This is a genomic window from Pelagibacterium sp. H642 (assembly GCF_031202855.1).
Classification (GTDB): Bacteria; Pseudomonadota; Alphaproteobacteria; order Rhizobiales; family Devosiaceae; genus Pelagibacterium.
The window spans coordinates 1,727,069-1,746,197 of the sequence record NZ_CP101829.1; the positions used below are offsets into that span (position 1 = coordinate 1,727,069).

Sequence of the window (19,129 nt, forward strand, 5' to 3'; positions counted from 1 at the left end):
CCATGAACGACAAACCCACTCGTCTCGGCCGCGGCCTTGCCGCTCTTATCGGCGATATGCAGCCTCTCGATGCGCCGCGTCAGGCGGAATCGGGAACGGGCACGCGTCGGCTTCCCGTCGAATTCATCATCGCCAACCGCGCCAACCCGCGTAAGGATTTCGATCCCGAACAACTCGAGGATCTGACCAATTCGATCCGCGAGAAGGGCGTGATGCAGCCTTTGCTGGTCCGGCCCAGCGAGCAGGGCCCCGATGTTTATGAAATCATCGCCGGCGAGCGCCGCTGGCGGGCGGCACAGAAAGCCGGCCTGCATGAAGTGCCGGTCATCATCCGCGAGGTGGACGACAAGGAAGCGCTCGAACTCGCCATTATCGAGAACGTGCAGCGCGCCGACCTCAACCCGTTGGAAGAAGCGCAAGGGTATGGGCAGTTGATCGAACAGTTCGACTACACCCAGAACGACCTCGCCCAGGTGATCGGCAAGTCGCGCTCGCATGTGGCCAACACGCTGCGTCTGCTGCGCTTGCCCAACGAAGTGCAGGATATGCTCGGCCGGGGCGAGTTGACCGCCGGACACGCCCGGACCCTGATCACCTCGGAAGACCCGCTGGCCCTGGCGCGGCGGATCGTCGACGCCGGGCTTTCGGTGCGCGAGGCCGAAGCCCTGCATCAGAAGGACAGCGAGGTGCGTCGTGCGCCCGCTGGTTCAGGCGAGAAGCGCCTGTCCTCGAAGGATGCCGACACATTGGCGCTGGAAAAGCAGCTTTCCGATGCGCTGGGGCTGTCGGTGACGCTCGAACACCGGGATCGGGGCGGCAAGCTCGAGATCCGCTACAAGACGCTCGAGCAGCTCGATGGCGTGTGCACGCGGCTGCTGTCGCACTGAGACAGAAGAGCGGCGTTGCACGTGAAACATCGTGCCAAGCTGTTGGAAATATTATCGTCTTGCCGCAGCCATGCACACGGCGAGCATCGCCTGACGGCCTGAAGCCGAGGCCAGCGATGCGGTCTTGCGGCTATCGGCGATGGCTGTAGCCAGCCGATTGCAGGCCGAGGCCAGGGCGTCGTCCGTCCAGAGGCGGAGCTGCTGTTCGACGCTTGCCTTGCGGGAAAAGTGGATGCGCGGGGTTGCCCGGCTGATCACCTGATCGAGCCCGGCCCCGGCGTCCATTTCGGCGCGCATGGCGCGCAGCCGGGAAAAATGCTGCATGGCGACAATCAGAAGGCGCTGCGGATCGGTGCCCGCGCTGGTAGCGCGCGTCATGGCTTCGTCAAAGCGCCTTGCATGGCCCGTGGCAATGGCATCGACCACGGCATCGATGGCCAAGGCCGCGTTGTCGCCGCAGAGCCGCATCACGTCCTCGCGTGAAAGCCTGCCGCCCTCGCCGGCGAAAAGAACAAGTTTTTCAAGCTCCCGGCGGGTGATCTGCCGGTCATTGCCCAGCATTTCGCGCAGCATGGGCACCAGATCGGTTTCAAGGCTGATATTGGCTGCGGCGAATGTCTCACGGATCAGCGCATCGATGGTCTGGCCGGAATCGGCGTAACAGGGCAGGGCGCGGGCGTCCCTGCGGCTTTCGGCGAGCTTGCGCAGGCTGTCGGAAGGCTTGAGATCGCCGCCCTCGACGATAAACACCGCCTCGGCACCCTCTTCGAGCAGTTCGGAGAGGGTTGCCGCAAGCTTGTTGCTTGCGCCACGGATGCGGATGGTCGTTCCGCCGCCGAATAGCGACGGGCTGCGCGCCAGAATGCCGAGCCGCTGCGGATCGGCATCGATCTCGCTCATATGCAATTGCGCAAGGCTCTCGGGATCGGGGGGATCGCCGGCAAAATGGCGGACCAGCCGTCCGGCATTTTCTCCCACCAGGCCCGTATCGGGCCCATAAACAAGCACCAGGCCCGCTCTGAGATCGGGCTGGGCGAGGAATCTGTCGATGTCGCGGCCCTTGAGGGCCGTCATTGCGGCGCGAGCGCCGCGATCAGCGCCAGCCGCACGACTTCGGCGGCGGCGCGGGCCGCCTGTTCCTGCGCATTGGCGCGGGCGGTATCGTCGGCAAGATATTGGCCGGTGGTCTGGTAGCTGGCCGTTCCGGTGCGGCTGCCGCTGGCGAGCGTCGTGCCGTTCTGGGCCACCGTATAGGTGATCGTTGCGGTGACGAGGTAATCGGTCAGCGGGCTCGATAGCTCGGAAACGCCCAGCCGGCTGGCGCCGGCCGAAACAGTGGCGGAAAACCGCGGGGCCGAGGGATCGTCCGAACCAAGGCGCGCCGAAAGCGTCTGATAGACGACCTGTTCGAGCCGGGTTTCCGGTTCGGCATAGCTCAGCGCCAGGCTGGACCGGGCGGCGGCCGCATCGCCATAGACAGGGGTCAGCGTGCAGCCGCTCAGGACAAGGGAGGCCGAAAGGGCAAGGCCCAGGGCGGCGGCGCGAAAAACGCTAGCAAACGACATTGACGATCCTGTTGGGCACGACGATGACTTTCCGGGGCGGATTGCCGTCGAGTATGCGCGCAACCGCTTCGAGAGCCAAGGCCGCAGCCTCGACCTGGGCGCTGGGCGCATCCTTGGGCATTTCGATTTCGCCGCGACGCTTGCCGTTGACCTGAACGGCGATGACCACCGTATCGTCGACCAGGTATGCCGGATCGGTCTCGGGCCAGGGGGTGTCGCAGACCATGGTGTCATGGCCCAGGGTTTTCCAGCAGCTTTCGGCCAGATGCGGCATCATGGGGGCGATGAACTGGACCAGCCGCTCGATCGCGACGCGCAGCGCGCCGATATTGCTCAAGGACGGGGATTCGCTCACCTGGGGCATGAAGCGCTGGATGGCGTTGGCGAGTTCGTAGATCTGAGCGACGGCGCGATTGAAGCGCAGGCCGGCAAGATCGGCTTCGATCTGAGCCGTGGCCTTGTGGGCGATCTTGAGCATGTCGATGACGCGCGGATCGTCGCCATCGACGGTCGCGGGCTGGCTCCTTAAAAGCGCCTCGGCCTCGCCGACCAGCTTGTGGACGCGCTGGACGAAGCGCCAGGCGCCCTCGATGCCGGCCTCGGTCCACTGCACGTCGCGTTCGGGCGGGGAATCGGAAAGCACGAACCAGCGCGCCGTGTCGGCGCCATAGGTGGCGATCATGTCGTCGGGATCGACAACATTGCGCTTGGATTTGCTCATCTTTTCGACCGAACCGATGACGATCTGCGCGCCATCGGCCGCCGAGCGGGCAATGCGCTCGCCATCTACGGTATCGATGACCACCTCGGAAGGCGGCACCCATTGGCCGGCGGCGTCCTTGTAGGTCTCGTGGGTCACCATGCCTTGGGTGAACAACCCCTTGAAGGGTTCGGCGACCTGCATATGGCCGGTCTTGCTCATGGCGCGGGCGAAAAAGCGCGAATAAAGCAGGTGCAGAATGGCGTGCTCAATGCCACCGATATACTGATCGACCGGCAGCCATTTGTCGGCCATCTCGGGGATGGTCGGCTCCTCGGCGCGCGGGGCGGTGAAGCGGGCAAAATACCAGGAAGAATCGACAAAGGTGTCCATGGTGTCGGTTTCGCGCCGGGCTTTCGTTCCACAGCTCGGGCAATCGACATGCTTGAAGGTGGGGTGCCGGTCGAGCGGGTTGCCGGGGGTGTCGAACTCGACATCCTCGGGCAGGCGCACGGGCAATTGCTCCTTGGGCACCGGAACGATGCCGCAGGTGTCGCAATGGATCACCGGGATCGGGCACCCCCAGTAGCGCTGGCGCGAAATGCCCCAATCACGCAGGCGGTAATTGACCTGGCGCACGCCCTGCGGCTTGCCGTCGACCTTGCGTTTTTCCAGGTGCTCGGCGATGGCGGCCTTTGCCGCCTCGACATCCAGGCCGTCCAGGAAACCGGAATTGAAGGCGACGCCTGGGCCGGTATAGGCCTCGGTGCCGATGCCGAATTCACCAGCCTCGGTTTCCGGCGGCAGGACGACCGGGATCACCGGCAGGTCGTATTTGCGGGCGAAATCGAGGTCGCGCTGGTCGTGGGCCGGGCAGCCGAAAATGGCGCCGGTGCCGTAATCCATCAGAACGAAATTGGCGACATAGACCGGCAGCGTCGCGCCTTCGATCACCGGATGTTTCACGGTGAGCGGGGTGAGATAGCCCTTCTTTTCGGCGGTTTCGATGACTTCGGCCGAAGTGCCCATGCGACGGCATTCGGCGATGAAGGCCATGAGGTCAGGATCGGACTTGGCCAGGAACGCGGCCAGCGGATGGTCGGGAGACAGCGCGATGAAGGAGGCGCCGAAGAGGGTGTCGGGGCGGGTGGTGAACACCTCGATGCTCTTTTGTGCCGCCTCGCCGCCGGCGATCTCGAAGAGCAGGCGCAGGCCTTCGGAGCGCCCGATCCAGTTGCGCTGCATCAGCCGTACCTTGTCGGGCCAATCCTCCAGCTCATCGATCGCTTCGAGCAGGTCCTCGGCGAAATCGGAGATCTTGAAGAACCATTGCGTCAGTTCACGCTGCTCGACCGGTGCGCCCGAACGCCAGCCGCGGCCGTCGATCACCTGCTCATTGGCGAGCACGGTCTGGTCGACCGGGTCCCAGTTGACCTTGGAAGTCTTGCGAGTGACGAGCCCTGCGGCCAGCATGTCGATGAACAGCATCTGCTGGCGGTGGTAATATTCCTCGTCGCAGGTTGCGAACTCGCGGCTCCAATCGAGGGAAAAACCCATGGATTGCAACTGCTTGCGCATGGAGGCGATGTTGTCATAGGTCCATTCGCGCGGATGCACCTTGTTGGCCATGGCGGCGTTTTCGGCCGGCATGCCGAAGGCGTCCCAGCCCATGGGGTGCAAGACGTTGCGGCCCTTGGCGCGCTGGAAACGGGCGACGACGTCGCCCATGGTGTAGTTGCGCACATGGCCCATATGGATACGGCCCGAGGGATAGGGGAACATCTCAAGCACGTAATAGGGCGGGCGCGGGTCGTCGTTGGAGGTTTCGAAGCTCTTGTTTTCGGCCCAGACCTTTTGCCAGAAGGGTTCTTGTTCGCGCGGATTGTAGCGCTCGGAAGCGTTTGCCATAGAAAGTACCGGTCCTGGCCCTATACTTGAGAAAAGACGAGAAATTGGGTAGGCGACCATCACCAGAAAAGCACTGGAAGGTCAACCACCGCCATGAGCCAGAACGCCCCGGAAACCGCCGCTTTACGGCTCGCCGACATCAGGAAGCGGATCGATCGCGCCGCCGCGCGCATTCCGGGCTCAAGGCCGGCAGAGCTGGTCGCGGTGTCCAAGACGTTCGATGCGGCGGCCATCGCGCCGCTGATCGATGCCGGCCAGCGCCATTTCGGGGAAAACCGGGTGCAGGAAGCCCAGGGCAAGTGGCCGGCGCTCAAGGCCGCCCACCCCGATCTGGTCCTGCACCTGATCGGACCGCTGCAAACCAACAAGGCCGCCGACGCGGTCGCGCTTTTCGATGTGATCGAAAGCGTCGATCGCGATAAGCTGGCGAAAATTCTCGCAGCGGAAATGGAAAAGCAGAACCGGCGTTTGCCCTGCTACGTGCAGGTCAATATCGGGGGTGAAGAGCAGAAGGCCGGCATCGCGGTTTCCGAGACGATCGAATTCGTCGCCCGCTGCAAGGATCAATACGGGCTCGATATCGTTGGTTTGATGTGCATCCCGCCTCTCGATGCGCCGCCGGGGCCCTATTTCGCGCAATTGGCTGGCCTTGCCAGGCAAGCCAGTCTCGATCAGCTCTCAATGGGCATGAGTGCGGATTTCGAGACGGCGATCCTGATGGGTGCAACCCAGGTTCGGGTCGGCTCGGCGCTGTTCGGCGCGCGATAACGCGCATGTGATTGGCGCCGCCCCGGTCCAAACCTAGATTGAATCTTAGCTATTTGAGCCGGGCACGGTCCGGCCGATTTGAGAAGCGGAGATTTTGCCATGAACAAGCGCCGTTTGCTGGTTGTCGATGACGATGCCGATTTGCGGGCCGCGCTGATCGGGCAGCTCCAATCCTATGACGAGTTCGAGATCACCGAGGCCGATACAGCCGCCGCGGCCCGGCAGAAGACAAAGGCCGAGCATTTCGATCTCGTGCTGCTCGATGTAGGGCTTCCCGACATGGACGGGCGCGAGGCGCTCAAGATCATGCGCAATGAAGGGTTTCGCGCACCCGTCATCATGCTGACCGGGCAGGACAGCGAAGCCGATGAAATCCAGGGCCTCGAAAGCGGGGCCAATGACTATGTCACCAAGCCCTTCCGCTTTTCGGTGCTTCTGGCCCGCATGCGCGCCGCTTTGCGCCAACACGACCAGAGCGAGGACGTGGTGTTCTCGATCGGGCCCTACAGCTTCCAGCCAGCGGCCAAGCTGCTGGAAAATGGCGATGGCAGCAAGATCAGGCTCACCGACAAGGAAACCTCGATCCTCAAATTTCTTTACCGGCAGGGCTCGAAAACCATTTCGCGCGATGTGCTGCTCGCCGAGGTCTGGGGCTACAACAATCGGGTGACCACCCATACGCTGGAAACCCATATCTACCGGCTGCGCCAGAAGATCGAGCGCGATCCGTCCAACGCCCGGCTCTTGGTGACGGAAGAAGGCGGCTATCGCCTGGTGCCCTAGGTTGTGCGGGCCATTGGGTAATGGCGGCCTGCAACAAGCAGTTTTCTGCGCTCCCGGTGCTCACGTACCGTCAGTACGCTCCGCTCCGGTTCTCAAAGCCGCCCTTTTCGACTCGCCCTGACCCAACGGCCCGCACAACCCATCCACACCTAAACCTTTGCGCGGGCGTCAAAATATGCCATTCATAGGCTCTCAAGTGGCGCTTGGGGGCAGGTATGGACGAAGCGGCGGCGGTGGCCGCGTTCGGTGAACTCGACATCTTCGCAAGCTTTTCGGACGATCAGCTTCGCCTTTTGGCCTTCGTTGCGGAGGATGTGTCGTTGCGCGCCGGAGACACGCTCTATTCGGCTGGGGAAGCGGCTGACGGGGCTTACGTCCTGGTCTCCGGAGCGCTCGAAGCCAGCCACCCCGAAACCCAGGGCGGCGGCCGGTTCCGTATCGAACCGGTGGCGCTGGTTGGCGAGTTGGGGCTGATGCTCACCCGCCCCAGGGCTGCAACCATCAAGGCGATGCGGACGAGCACGGCGCTGTTCGTGCCGCGCGAACCGTTCCTCAAGCTGCTGCGCAACCATCCCGAGCTTGCCGAGGACGTGGCGCAGACCTTGCGGGCCGAATTGGTTCGCTATCTCGATTCCATCGCCCAGCTTAACGGCCGGTTTTCGGGGTAGATGCCGTTCTTTGCGGCGGACGCCCCCCATCGGTCACCCTCGGGCCGAGGGTCCGCTGCATTCGGCAGCCGGGTGAAGCGGTTGGGTCCAAAACGTCTTCGACAGGGGGGAGAGGTTGTGCGGGTCCCCGGGTCGGACCGGAGGACGACGGGGGAGGTGGGGAGCGCGACCGCCTGTGTCGTAATCGGAAGGATTTTTAGAGCATGTCCCTGGCGTGACCGGGGATGGAAACGGTTTTTCGGTTCGGGAACGCCACCAAACAACGGGTTAGAGCCCAGGTTTGATGCAATCAAAACCTGAACGGCTCTAAGCGAATTCGACAAGCACCGGCACGTGATCGGAGGGCTTTTCCGACCATCCGCGGGCTGGCCGCAGGATGTGGGCGGCGCGGGTTTTGGCCGCGACATCGCGTGTGGCCCAGATGTGGTCGAGGCGCCGGCCTCGGTCGGAGGCCTCCCAATCGCGGGCGCGATAGCTCCACCAGGAATAGACCTTTTCCTCGATGGGGATGTGCTGGCGCACCAGATCCACCCAGTTGCGCCGCGCCAGAAGGCGGTTGAGCGCTTCGGTTTCGACGGGCGTATGGGAGACGACGCGCAGGAGCTGCTTATGGCTCCAGACGTCGTTTTCATGCGGGGCAACGTTGAAATCGCCACAGATGAGCTGGCGCTCGTCAAAGATCAGCTCGTCGAACCAGTCCTGCATTTCGGCCAGGAAATCGAGCTTGTGGCGGAATTTGGGGTTGATAACGGGGTCGGGTTCATCGCCGCCGGCCGGGACGTAGAAATTGTGCACGGTGAGCGGCCCGTGCCCCAAATCGAGCCGAGCGGAAATGTGCCGGCTGTCGGGAATGTCGCAAAAGCCCCGGGTTTCGATCTCGTCGAGGGGGTGTTTGGAAACGATCGCTACCCCATGATAGCCCTTCTGCCCATGGACCGCCTGATGCCGATAGCCTGCGTCGGCCAGGGCCTTGCGCGGAAACTGATCGTTTGTGCACTTGATCTCCTGCAGGCACAGGACATCGGGGGCGTATTGGGAGAGGAAATCGAGGACGATGGGCAGCCGCAGCCGGACCGAATTGATGTTCCAGGTGGCAAGCGATGGCATTGGCGACTCGAAAAGCGGAAACGAGAAGCCGCCTTTATGGCGATCCGGGCCGGCGCGGTAAAGCCCCGGCTCCAGATCGGGCCTCGAGCTTCAATTGGGCGCGGAAACCGAGCGGTAGGTGGGATCGATCTGGAAATAGGTGTTGGGGATCTCGACATCCTTTTGCGTCTCGGTAATCGAGAAGGTGGTTTCGACCCCCGAGGGCTCGATCAGGCTCCATTGCACAAGGTCATTGGTGGCCCGATCGAAGATCAGCGAAACCTGAACCGTGCCGATGGGGCTGTCATCGGTGATCATCACCGAGACATGGGTTTCCGACAGCACCACATCGGAGAGATTGGTGTTGATGAGGCTCACCTGATCGCCGAGGAACTGGCGCAGCGGCACGTGCTCCTGGGCATAGGCGTATTGGGTGCGGTCGGCGCGGTTGATGACGTAAAAGCCCGAGCCTTGCGAGATGATCTCTTCGCGGCTGGGCGGATCATAGCGGAAGCGCACCATGTTGGGGCGCTTGAGCCAGAAGGTGCCCTCCATGCGCCCGCCCTGGCTGTCGATTTGGACGAACCGGCCGGCCATGGTGCGGATGGCGCTGTTGGCCTGTGAGATTTCCTGAAGCGCGAATTCTTCGTCGGGCGTCAGCGTCCGCGTCTGGGCTGAAGCCGGCATCGCTAGCGCGAAAACAGCGAGGACGGTGGTAACGAGGGCGGCGGCAAGGCGAAGCATCGCGGAACTCCGATCGGTATTTTTGAGATGGGTTTACCCCTTGGATGCGGGGGTAAAACCCAATTGCGGCAAGAGCGGGAACCGGCGGGCCGGCTCGGCGATAAACTCCCCGTGTGCCGGCGTAGTTCCGTTTGGGCTCTAGTAACCGTCGGCATTGTCCCCGACGAGAACTTCGCGCTTGCCCGCGTGATTGGCGGGGGAAATGATCCCCTCCTGCTCCATGCGCTCGATCAGGGTCGCGGCCTTGTTGTAGCCCACCGAGAGCCGGCGCTGGATATAGGAGGTGGAGGCTTTCTTGTCGGAGAGAACGATGTTGACGGCCTTGTCGTAGAGCTCGTCTCCCGATCCACCGAAGCCGCCATCATCATCGAATCCGCCCATCTGGCCGTCATCGTCCTCGGCGGTTATCGATTCGAGATATTCGGGCGTGCCCTGGCTCTTCAAGTGCGAAACGATGTCCTCGACCTCGCCATCGGCCACGAACGCGCCGTGCAGGCGCTTGATGCGGCCGCCGCCGGCCATATAGAGCATGTCGCCATTGCCAAGGAGCTGTTCGGCGCCCTGCTCGCCCAGGATGGTGCGGCTGTCGATCTTACTGGTCACCTGAAAGGAGACGCGGGTGGGGAAGTTGGCCTTGACCGTGCCGGTGATGACGTCGACCGAGGGGCGTTGCGTCGCCATGATGAGGTGAATGCCGGCGGCGCGGGCCATCTGGGCGAGGCGCTGGATGGCGCCCTCGATGTCCTTGCCGGCCACCATCATCAGGTCGGCCATCTCATCGACGATCACCACGATATAGGGAAGCGGCTCGAGGTCGAATTCTTCCGATTCAAAGATCGCCTCGCCGGTTTCCCGGTCGAAACCGGTCTGGACGGTGCGGGTGATGACCTCGCCCTTTTCCGCCGCCTCGGCGACGCGGGCATTGAAGCCGTCGATGTTGCGCACGCCGATCTTGCTCATCTTCTTGTAGCGGTCTTCCATCTCGCGCACCGCCCATTTGAGCGCCACGACCGCCTTGGCCGGGTCGGTGACCACGGGGGTCAGAAGGTGCGGGATGCCGTCATAGACCGAAAGCTCGAGCATTTTCGGGTCGATCATAATCAGGCGGCACTGCTCGGGAGCCATCTTATAGAGCAGGGAAAGGATCATTGTGTTGATCCCCACCGACTTGCCCGAACCGGTGGTGCCGGCGATGAGCAAGTGCGGCATGCGGGCCAGATCGACGATGATCGGCTCCCCGCCGATGGTTTTGCCGAGGCAAATGGGGAGCTTGGCTTTGGCCTTATCGTAATCGGACGATGCAAGAAGCTCGCGCAGGAACACGGTTTCGCGCGTCTTGTTGGGCAATTCGATGCCGATGGCGTTGCGGCCCGGAACCACGGCGACGCGGGCGGAAATGGCGCTCATGGAGCGCGCGATATCGTCGGCGAGCGAGATCACCCGGCTCGACTTGATGCCGGGGGCCGGTTCGAGCTCGTAAAGGGTCACGACCGGGCCGGGGCGGACATTGATGATGTCGCCCTTGACGCCGAAATCCTCGAGCACGCCTTCGAGCCGCTTGGCGTTTTCCTCCAGCGCATCGGGATGGTGCTCGGGAAGAAGCTGGTTGGCGCCGGGGGCGGCGAGGAGGTCGAGCGGGGGCAACTCGAACCCATCGGTTGGCAGGAAAGTGGCCTGGGCCTCGCGCACCTGACGGGCCGAGGGGGCGGGACGCGGGGCGGGAGCTGCGACCCGGGCGCGGCCGGCGGGGGCCTGCTCGACGATCAGCCGGGCGATGTCGTCATCGGAATCGCGCCGTTCGGCGATCGGTGCGTAGTCGTCGTAATCGTCATCATTGGCCGGCTCGTCCTCCCAATCGCGCGAGAGGGGAGGCTCGGCGCGTTCGGGATGGCGGGCGAGCGGGATGGCGCGATCGAGCTGGGGCTCGAAATCGGCGTTCTGGAAGGGACGTGCGGGAAGCGCTGCGTCCGTCTTGCCGCGGCGGAAGACGCGTTTGAGCGCGGCACGCGTGCCATAAAAGGAGTGCGCGGCAAAGCCGATGGCCACATCGAAGATGCCGGGCGAATCGGAGGCTTCCTCGGGATCGGGCTCCGGCTCGGGCGTCTTGGCGCGGCGGCGGGTGGACTTGGCAGGAACCGAGGGTTCGTTCTCGAACACCGAGCGCGAGCGGGACGCCAGCCAGACAAGCCCCAGGGCGGGGACGGCCAGCAGCACGCCATAGACAATCGCGCCCCAACCTTGCGGCGCCTGGCCGGCGATGGTGGCGAAAAGGGAGGAAAAGCCGGTGCCGACAAAGCCCCCAAGTCCCAGGGGGAGCGGCCAGCTTTCGGGGGTGGGGATACAGGCGAAAGCGCCGGTGGCGAGCACCGTTCCCAGCAGCCAGCCGGTCAGCCGCAGGCCGAGATAGGAGGGAACGATGCGCCGAATCATCGACCACGACCAGACGAGCGGCGGCAAAAGCAGCAGCGGCGCGCCCAACCCCAGGAGCTGGAACCCGATGTCGGCGAGCGCGGCGCCGGGAAAGCCCAGCCAGTTCTCCACCGGCTTGTCGGTGGCATAGGAGAAGGAGGGATCGTCGACCTTCCAGGATGCCAGGGATACAAGGCCCAATACGCAGAGTGCGGCAATAGCCAGGCCCACGAAACGCACGGGGATCGTGATCGAGAGCACCGGGGTTGAGCGGTGGCTGTCGTCCAAATGCGACGAAGGATGCAGGGTCATCGGAACTGCCGGCAGGTTACGCAATACTTTTGGAGCCAACCCTAGCCGCGCATGGTTAACCTCCGATTAGCAGCCGGGTGAAAAATCGAAAGCCCCGCCATGGCGGCGGGGCAGGCGCTCGAGAGGGGATGCAGCCCATATCGATTGCGAGTGGGAAGGCCTCTTGGATGTGGGGTCAAGAGGGATACGGGCTGCATGCCGTCTCAAGCCTTGGAGACGGAGGAACGGCGCCATGGGCGCCGTCCCGGTGCGGGAAATCCGATCAGAATTCCGGATAGGCCTCGACGCCGACTTCGGCCTTGTCGAGCCCGAGGGCTTCGTCGTCCTCGGTCGGACGCAGGCCCGTGGTCGCCTTGAGGATCATCCAGACGATGAAGCTGATCGCGAAGACGAAGATGCCGACAACCACGATCGAGAGGAGCTGGACGCCCAGATTGGCGTCGGGGTTGGTAAAGACCACGGCGATGGTGCCCCAGATGCCGGCGAGAAGGTGGACGGGGATGGCGCCCACCACGTCGTCGATCTTGAGCCGGTCGAGAAGCGGCACGGCAAAGACGACGATCACGCCACCAACGGCGCCGATCATCGAAGCGGTGCCCAGGCCCGGGGTGAGCGGTTCGGCGGTGATCGCCACGAGGCCGGCCAGCGCGCCGTTGAGCACGAAGGTGACGTCGACCTTTTTGTAGAGCAGTGCGGTAAGGACCAGAGCCGCGACCGCGCCGCCGGCGGCGCCGGCATTGGTGTTGGCCATGATGCGGCCGACATCGGCGACATCGCCAACCGAGCCCATGGCGAGCTGGGACGCGCCGTTAAAGCCGAACCAGCCCATCCAGAGGATGAAGGTGCCCAAAGCCGCGAGCGGCATGGAGGAACCGGGCATGGCGTTGACGGTACCGTCCGGATTGTACTTGCCGTTGCGGGCGCCCAGCAGGATGGCGCCGGCCAGAGCCGCCCAGCCACCAACCGAGTGCACGACCGTCGAGCCGGCGAAATCGAGAAAACCCATGGCATCGAGGAACCCGCCGCCCCACTTCCAGGACGCCTGGATGGGGTAGATCAGCGCCGTCAGGACGACGGTGAAGATCAGGAAGGGCAGGATCTTGATGCGCTCGGCAAGCGTGCCCGAGACGATCGAGGCCGCGGTGGCGCAGAACATGACCTGGAAGAAAAAGTCCGAGCTGGTCGCCGCATAGGAGAAATCGTCGGCCGTATCGGCGGTGATGCCGACGGCTTCAAGGATCGCGATGCCGAAGGCGCCGAGATAGCCGCCGGTTTCGTCCGAACCGATGGTCCAGTTGCCGAGCGGGTACATGAGGTTGTAGCCGATCAGGTAATAGGCGATGGCAGCGATCGAAAACAGCGAGATGTTTTTCAAAAGCTGCATAGAAACGTTCTTGGTGCGCACCAGGCCCGCTTCGAGCATGGCAAAGCCCGCGGCCATCCACATCACCAACACGCCGCCGAAAATCATCAGGAACGAGTTGAGGATGAAGACGACGTCGGCCGAAACGCCCTCCGAAACCGTCGCGGCCGCCTCTTCCACCGGAGCGGCATCCTGCCCGAGCGCGGGCAGGGCGATGAGCAGGGAGGCCATCGCCGCCATGCCCAGCAATTTGCTTTTCTTCAATGTCATGATTGTCTCCTAAATGGACGCCGGGCCTCAGAGCGCTTCCGTGCCGGTTTCCCCGGTGCGGATGCGGATGGCCTGTTCGAGGTCGAGGATGAAGATCTTACCGTCGCCGATACGGCCGGTCTGGGCCGCGTCCTTGATGGCGGTGGCGACAGCGTCGACCTGAGCGGCATCGACAGCGATTTCGACCTTGAGCTTGGGCAGGAAATGAACGGCATATTCCGTGCCGCGATAGATTTCCGAATGCCCCTTCTGACGTCCGTACCCCTTGACCTCTGTTACGGTCATGCCGTGCACATCGAGCGAATTGAGGGCCTGACGAACCTCTTCGAGCCGCGATGGCTTTATGATGGCGATTAGCAGTTTCATGGGTGGCTCCCCTTTCCGATTGCGCACCTGACACGGGCAATCGGACTCAAAAGCCGTGCCAATCCAAATTCATGACAACTAAATCATTGAATTTGCTAATCTTCTATCGGAGCAGAAGAGGAAGCCGCAATCCCGCCATAATTAGACATGCGTAATTTTTGTGCATGAAGTCAGTCGTCAAGGTGAGGGTGGCGTTTTTATGTGCAGGTGGCTGTTCGATATCCCGTGCGGCATCGGCACCCTTGCCACTCAAGGGCTGGGGAGCGCATTGTGGATCCACGATCGAAAGGACAAGCGCCATGACCGATGGGGAAAAGACGCGGGCATTTGACGTTCTGGTGGTGGGCGGTGGGCCGGTGGGGCTCTCCTTGGCCATTGCGCTCACCCGCTTCGTGCCGGGGATTTCGCTGGGACTGCTCGACAGGCGGCACCTATCGGTGCCTCAGGATTCGCGCGCTTCGGCTATCGCTGCCGGCGTGCGGCATCTTTTCGAGGCGATAGGGGTGTGGCCGGGCATGGCCGACGCGGCCAATCCGATCGCGGCGATGAAGATCACCGATTCGGGGACCGGCGATATGGCGCGCCCGGTGTTTCTCGACTTCGCCGGTTCCGCGGCGCCTGGCGAGCCGTTTGCGCATATGGTGCCCAACACGGCGAGCGCGGCGGCGTTGCTCGCCGGAATCGACGCGGTGGAAATTATCGAACCCGGCGCGGTGGCCGCGTTCAAGACCGGTCCGGCACATGCTGAAATCGTGCTCGAGGATGGGCGGGCTCTCAGGGCAACGCTGGTGATTGCCGCCGATGGCGGCCGTTCGACGCTGCGCCATCTGGCCGGGATCAAAACGTTCTCGCACGATTATCGCCAGGCCGGGCTGGTCACCACCATCACCCATAGCGAGCCGCACAACGACATCGCCTATGAGCATTTTCTCCCGGCCGGGCCTTTCGCCTCGCTGCCGCTCAAGGGCAATCAATCCTCGCTGGTGTGGACGGAAAAACCTCAAATGGCGCAGGCGCTGCTCGCCATGGCACCGGCCGACCTTGCCGGCCGCATCGAAGCGGCGATGGGGTCAGTGCTGGGACGGGTGGAGATCGCCGAGAAGGTGCAGAGCTTCCCCCTGCATCTGGTTCTCGCCCATCGGTTCGCCGCGCCGCGGCTGGCGCTGGTGGGCGATGCCGCCCATGTCATCCACCCCCTGGCCGGCCAGGGTCTGAACCTCGGCTTGCGGGACGTGGCGGTTCTCACTGAAGTCCTGATCGATGCCCTGCGGCTGGGCGAGGATTTCGGACGGATGCAAGTGCTCGAACGCTACGAGGGGCGGCGGCGCGCGGATACCACGGCCATGGCATTGGCGACCGACGGGCTCAACCGGCTGTTTTCCAACGACATGGCCCCGCTGCGGGCACTGCGCGATTTCGGGCTTTCGCTTGTCGATCGTGCCGCGCCGCTCAAGGAGGCCTTTATCGGCCAGGCCGCCGGAACCTCGGGAGCCAAGCTGTTGCGCGGACTGGCGCCCTAGAGCCGTCCAGGATCTGATCGAATCAAATCCTGGCCTCTAACGCCTTGTTTTGTCGCGTGTCCGAACCGCAAAACCGTTTCCATCCCCGGTCGCGCCATGGACATGCTTTTGCTGGACACGCTCTAATCGCCCTCTGCCGGCCGGTTGCGCAGAGCTTCGACCTCGGCTTCATCGATATGGCGGGCCGCATCGACCACCAGCAGGGGGACGCCTTTGCGGATGGGAAAAGCGTAACGGGCGACGATCGAGATCAGCTCGGTTCCATCCTTGGACAGCGTCAGCCGGGTCTTGGTCACCGGACAAACCAGCATTTCGATGGTCCGCGGGTCGAGCCGGTAGCGCGGATGATCGGCATCGCCGTGGGGCTGGCCGGGGGAAGGGCTCATTGCAGCACGACGCCCGAGCGGGCCCGCGCCATCTCCATTTCGGCCAGGGCCATGAGGGTTTCGGCGCGTTCGACCAGGGTCTTGGCTTCGAGCAGCGCCTGCTTTTCAAGCGGACCATAGGGTCCGAGCATGGCGGCAAGATTGATGAGTTCGCCGGTGCTCATCTCCTCGATTTCTTCCCAGTCGACCTCGATCTGCGCAAATTCGGCATAGCTGCGCAACACGGTGGTCAGCCGCTGGCGATCCACGGCCTCCTCGCCCAGATAGGGCGAGAAATCGGCGCTGAACGCCGATGTGTCGATGCGGGCCTGACGGTAGGGGGTGGCGGCGGTCAACTCCTCGGCCGGAGCAAAGCGGCACACGCCTTCGAGAATAATGAAATAGCGGTTTTCCGCCTGTTCCTCGAAATGGGTGATCCTCCCGATACAGCCGATCTTTTCCAGCGGCACCTGTCCGCGCGGCGCCTCCTCGGCGGTATCGCGGGGCTGGATGAGACCGATCATCCGGTTGCCGGCCAGCGCGTCATCGACCATGGCGACAAAGCGCGGCTCGAAAACATTGAGCGGGCGGTGTGTTCCGGGCAGCAGCAGGGCGCGGCTCAAGGGAAAAAGCGCGAGCATGTCCGGCAGTTCTGAAATCGAGGCCGGGCGGCGCATGGCAAATCCTTTAATCGTTGGGGTCAATCAGCGGAACAACAGGGACGACAGCATACGGCGACCCTTGAGCGTTGCGGGATCCTTGGCGCCCCAGGCTTCGAAGAATTCGAGCAGTTTTTTTCGCGCGCCGTCCTCCTGCCAATCGCGATCGCGTTCCATGATGGCGATCAGGGCTTGAGCGGCCCCCAGGCGATCGCCCCTGGCATTACGGATCATGGCGAGGTCGAAGCGGGCCTGATGATCGGCGGGGTTCGCCTCGATCCTGCGCTCGAGTTCGGCGGCATCGCCCAGCTTGGCCGCTTCCTCATCAAGGGCTATCGCCTTGATGAGGGCATCGGCTCCAGCATGGCTTTCCCCTTCGGGAAGCATGGAAAGCGTTTCGCGGGCGCCGTCGCGATCGCCGGTCTTGAACTGAACGGTGGCCACGCCGACCACCGCATCGACATTATCGGGGGCATGGCGCAGCACGGTGGCAAAGATCTGATAGGCGCGCTCATAATCCTCGGCTTCGAGCGCGGCCTGGGCGGCTTCCATCGCCGCCGCGACCTGGCTTTCGGCTTCCGAGGGGCCGCCGATGCCGGCGCGGGTGGCCATTTCGATGAGCTTGTTGGCAAAACGGGCCACTTCGCTTTCGGGCAGTGCGCCCATGAAGCCATCGACCGGACGGCCGCCGACAAAGCCGAAAACGGCGGGGATGGACTGCACGCCCATCTGGCCGGCGAGAGCCTGGTTCTCATCGACATTGATCTTGACCAGGCCCACCTTGCCCTTCAGCGCAGTAACGATCTTTTCGAGCGCCGGGGTCAACTGCTTGCAGGGGCCGCACCAGGGAGCCCAGAAATCGACGAGGATCGGCCGGCTGAGCGAAGCTTCGAGCACGTCGGCCTGAAAGCGTGCCGTCGAAGACTCAACGATGAGCGAATCGTCGGTTTGCGTCTGGGCCTGGGAGGGATTGAGGCTTAAGTCCATGTTCTCGTGCCTTTGCTTGACGCTTTGGTTCGGAGCGTCGGACATTGCTCGACCCTTACACCAAGCGGATCGCCGGTGCAAAAGCCCTGATCGGGCACAGTGATCGGCCCGGTTGAGACAACGTCTCGGGAACTGCAAAAATATGGGTTGCAATTGTCATTTCGGTTGGGCATATAGGCGCCCATCGCGGTGCCGCCAAGAGCGCACCGGGACTTGGAGTGCGGGCGTAGCTCAGGGGTAGAGCATAACCTTGCCAAGGTTAGGGTCGTGAGTTCGAATCTCATCGCCCGCTCCAAATTTTCTCCCACAAGGGAATGCGCAGGGGCCGGAAGGCTCCTTTGTCGTTTTTGCGGTCCGTTCATGGTGATATGGCTCTGGCTCATGAAAGCGGAGCGAGATCATGGATAGAGCGTTGCGGACCGGGCCGGAGGGCTGGCACGGGGAGTGGGAGGAGCCCGACAGCGGCAGCGGGGTTTCGATCATCTTCAACCGCTCCGAGGTCATCGGATACGGGCCGCAGCTTCATACCCATCCTTATGCCGAAACTTTTGTCGTGCGTTCCGGTATGGTGCGATTCACGCTCGGTGAAACGACCCGGGTGGCCAAGGCCGGCGACATCGTGGTCGCGCCGGACGGCGTGCCGCATCGGTTCGAAAATCTCGGGCCTGAGCCACTGGAGATGATCGACATCCATGCCAGCCCGAATTTTGTGACTGTCTGGCTCTAAGAGCATTTTCGCTTTTCTTCGAATCGCTTCAATTGCTCTAAGTCCTTGTTTGGTCGCGTGTCCGAACCGCAAAACCGTTTCCACTTTTGCTGGACACGCTTTAGAGGGGCGATGGGAAGATTTGCGCTCCAGGCTGGCTTGGGCTAGCAATCGCGGAGCGGCCGGTCGGCCGCGATCTCGATATTTCCGAGTCTGGATTCCATGGATTTTTCCACTCTGGCCCTGATCTTCGTCGCCGTCGGCGCGGGGGCGATCTCCAAGGGCGCGACCGGCATGGGCATGCCGCTCATCGCCATTCCCATCCTTGCCACCCTGTTCGGGCTGCAGCATGCCATCGCCGTGCTGCTCGTGCCGGTGCTGGTCTCCAATGTCTACCAGATCTGGCGTTTCAAGGATGCGCGGCATGCTGACCGGCTGGGTTTTCTGGGGCTGATGCTCGTTTTCTGCGCGCTGGGGGTGGTCGGGGGGACATGGTTTCTCACCGCCGTGCCCGAACGCGGGTTGGCGCTGACGCTTGGGATATTGCTGCTGGCCTATCTCGGCCTGCGGCTTTCAAAGCCCCATTTCGCGATCAGCCAGGCAGCGGCGCGCCGCTGGGCGATTCCAGCCGGGCTCGGAGCGGGATTGCTGCATGGCTCCACGGGCATTTCAGCGCCGATAGGGGTGACCTTCATCCACGCCATGCGCTTGCCGCGCGAGCCGCTGGTTTTCGCGATTTCGGCCATGTTCCTGGTTCTGGCGCTTGTGCAGGCACCGGCGCTGTGGGTCGCAGGCGTGCTGCGGCCCGAATGGCTGCTGCAGGGTGTCTTTGCGCTGCTGCCGACTTTCCTTTTCATGCCCGTGGGGCAGTGGCTGGCCTCCAAGCTTTCGGCGGAGGCGTTCGACAGAATGATCCTGATCTTTCTGGGCGTGATCGGGCTGAAAATGGTGCTCGGTCTCTAACGCCGTTCAGGATTTGATTGCATCAAATCCTCGGCCCTGATCCTTTGCATTGTCGCGTGTCGGAACCGCAAAACCGTTTCCATCCCCGGTCACGCTACGG

18 protein-coding genes and 1 tRNA gene are annotated in these 19,129 nt (G+C 63.1%); 8 read left to right on the forward strand and 11 right to left on the reverse strand.

The features are described from left to right. Positions 1-2 precede the first annotated feature (2 nt). Entirely contained in the window at positions 3-887 is an 885-nt protein-coding gene (locus NO934_RS08505; protein ID WP_309163503.1) for a ParB/RepB/Spo0J family partition protein, read from the forward strand. A 51-nt stretch (positions 888-938) separates the two neighbouring features. Here NO934_RS08505 and holA read toward each other — a convergent pair whose 3' ends face one another. From holA to leuS, 3 genes are read right to left on the reverse strand one after another with little or no spacing between them, the layout of a single operon-like run. Further along, positions 939-1,961 (reverse strand): DNA polymerase III subunit delta, encoded by a 1,023-nt coding sequence (gene holA, locus NO934_RS08510; RefSeq protein ID WP_309163504.1) that lies wholly within the window; start codon positions 1,959-1,961, stop codon positions 939-941. Continuing rightward, on the reverse strand, positions 1,958-2,452 hold the full coding sequence (locus tag NO934_RS08515) for a hypothetical protein (RefSeq protein WP_309163505.1): 495 nt from the start codon (positions 2,450-2,452) through the stop codon (positions 1,958-1,960). The genes holA and NO934_RS08515 overlap by 4 nt, the downstream gene beginning before the upstream one ends. Further along, complete coding sequence (gene leuS, locus NO934_RS08520) at positions 2,439-5,060, reverse strand: leucine--tRNA ligase (protein WP_309163506.1); 2,622 nt, start codon at positions 5,058-5,060, stop codon at positions 2,439-2,441. Before leuS ends, NO934_RS08515 begins: the two co-directional genes overlap by 14 nt. A 93-nt stretch (positions 5,061-5,153) precedes the next feature. Here leuS and NO934_RS08525 point away from each other — a divergent pair, with 93 nt between their 5' ends. The 3 genes from NO934_RS08525 (at position 5,154) to NO934_RS08535 (ending at position 7,279) form a co-directional block, all read left to right on the forward strand. Continuing rightward, positions 5,154-5,828 carry a YggS family pyridoxal phosphate-dependent enzyme gene (locus NO934_RS08525; protein ID WP_309163507.1) on the forward strand — a complete coding sequence of 225 codons (675 nt, stop codon included), beginning with the start codon at positions 5,154-5,156 and terminating at the stop codon, positions 5,826-5,828. A 99-nt stretch (positions 5,829-5,927) separates the two neighbouring features. Beyond that, positions 5,928-6,611 (forward strand): response regulator transcription factor, encoded by a 684-nt coding sequence (locus NO934_RS08530; RefSeq protein WP_309163508.1) that lies wholly within the window; start codon positions 5,928-5,930, stop codon positions 6,609-6,611. 215 nt (positions 6,612-6,826) lie between these two features. Next, positions 6,827-7,279 (forward strand): cyclic nucleotide-binding domain-containing protein, encoded by a 453-nt coding sequence (locus NO934_RS08535; RefSeq protein ID WP_309163509.1) that lies wholly within the window; start codon positions 6,827-6,829, stop codon positions 7,277-7,279. Between the two features lie 306 nt (positions 7,280-7,585). Here NO934_RS08535 and NO934_RS08540 read toward each other — a convergent pair whose 3' ends face one another. The 5 genes from NO934_RS08540 to NO934_RS08560 all read right to left on the reverse strand — a co-directional run bounded on the left by NO934_RS08540 (position 7,586) and on the right by NO934_RS08560 (position 13,829). Further along, positions 7,586-8,386, reverse strand: a complete 801-nt coding sequence (locus NO934_RS08540) for an exodeoxyribonuclease III (RefSeq protein WP_309163510.1) — start codon at positions 8,384-8,386, stop codon at positions 7,586-7,588. A 90-nt stretch (positions 8,387-8,476) separates the two neighbouring features. Further along, complete coding sequence (locus tag NO934_RS08545) at positions 8,477-9,109, reverse strand: outer membrane lipoprotein carrier protein LolA (protein WP_309163511.1); 633 nt, start codon at positions 9,107-9,109, stop codon at positions 8,477-8,479. Between the two features lie 138 nt (positions 9,110-9,247). Beyond that, positions 9,248-11,830, reverse strand: coding sequence for a DNA translocase FtsK (locus NO934_RS08550; RefSeq protein ID WP_309163512.1), 2,583 nt, complete (start codon positions 11,828-11,830; stop codon positions 9,248-9,250). A 262-nt stretch (positions 11,831-12,092) separates the two neighbouring features. Beyond that, positions 12,093-13,463, reverse strand: a complete 1,371-nt coding sequence (locus NO934_RS08555) for an ammonium transporter (protein WP_309163513.1) — start codon at positions 13,461-13,463, stop codon at positions 12,093-12,095. A gap of 27 nt (positions 13,464-13,490) precedes the next feature. Then, positions 13,491-13,829, reverse strand: coding sequence for a P-II family nitrogen regulator (locus NO934_RS08560; protein WP_309163515.1), 339 nt, complete (start codon positions 13,827-13,829; stop codon positions 13,491-13,493). A gap of 299 nt (positions 13,830-14,128) precedes the next feature. Here NO934_RS08560 and NO934_RS08565 point away from each other — a divergent pair, with 299 nt between their 5' ends. Next, the gene (locus NO934_RS08565; protein ID WP_309163516.1) at positions 14,129-15,349 is read left to right on the forward strand and encodes an FAD-dependent monooxygenase; all 1,221 of its coding nucleotides are present in this window, start codon (positions 14,129-14,131) and stop codon (positions 15,347-15,349) included. 122 nt (positions 15,350-15,471) lie between these two features. Here the strand turns inward: NO934_RS08565 and NO934_RS08570 are convergent, their stop codons facing one another. Genes NO934_RS08570 through NO934_RS08580 form a run of 3 tightly spaced genes read right to left on the reverse strand, consistent with a single transcriptional unit; the run spans position 15,472 to position 17,405 of the window. Beyond that, complete coding sequence (locus tag NO934_RS08570; protein WP_309163517.1) at positions 15,472-15,735, reverse strand: Trm112 family protein; 264 nt, start codon at positions 15,733-15,735, stop codon at positions 15,472-15,474. Then, entirely contained in the window at positions 15,732-16,391 is a 660-nt protein-coding gene (locus NO934_RS08575; protein WP_309163518.1) for an LON peptidase substrate-binding domain-containing protein, read from the reverse strand. The genes NO934_RS08570 and NO934_RS08575 overlap by 4 nt, the downstream gene beginning before the upstream one ends. Before the next feature lie 27 nt (positions 16,392-16,418). After that, a complete protein-coding gene (locus tag NO934_RS08580) occupies positions 16,419-17,405 on the reverse strand; it encodes a co-chaperone YbbN (RefSeq protein WP_309163519.1) in 987 nt (328 codons plus the stop codon). Between the two features lie 175 nt (positions 17,406-17,580). Between NO934_RS08580 and NO934_RS08585 the strand changes: the two genes are divergently transcribed. From NO934_RS08585 to NO934_RS08595, 3 genes are all read left to right on the forward strand, one after another. Further along, positions 17,581-17,655: transfer RNA gene (locus NO934_RS08585), tRNA-Gly, on the forward strand. A 105-nt stretch (positions 17,656-17,760) separates the two neighbouring features. Beyond that, positions 17,761-18,087 carry a cupin domain-containing protein gene (locus NO934_RS08590; protein ID WP_309163520.1) on the forward strand — a complete coding sequence of 109 codons (327 nt, stop codon included), beginning with the start codon at positions 17,761-17,763 and terminating at the stop codon, positions 18,085-18,087. Positions 18,088-18,288: 201 nt separating this feature from the next. After that, on the forward strand, positions 18,289-19,029 hold the full coding sequence (locus NO934_RS08595; protein WP_309163521.1) for a sulfite exporter TauE/SafE family protein: 741 nt from the start codon (positions 18,289-18,291) through the stop codon (positions 19,027-19,029). The last annotated feature ends 100 nt before the right edge of the window (positions 19,030-19,129 follow it).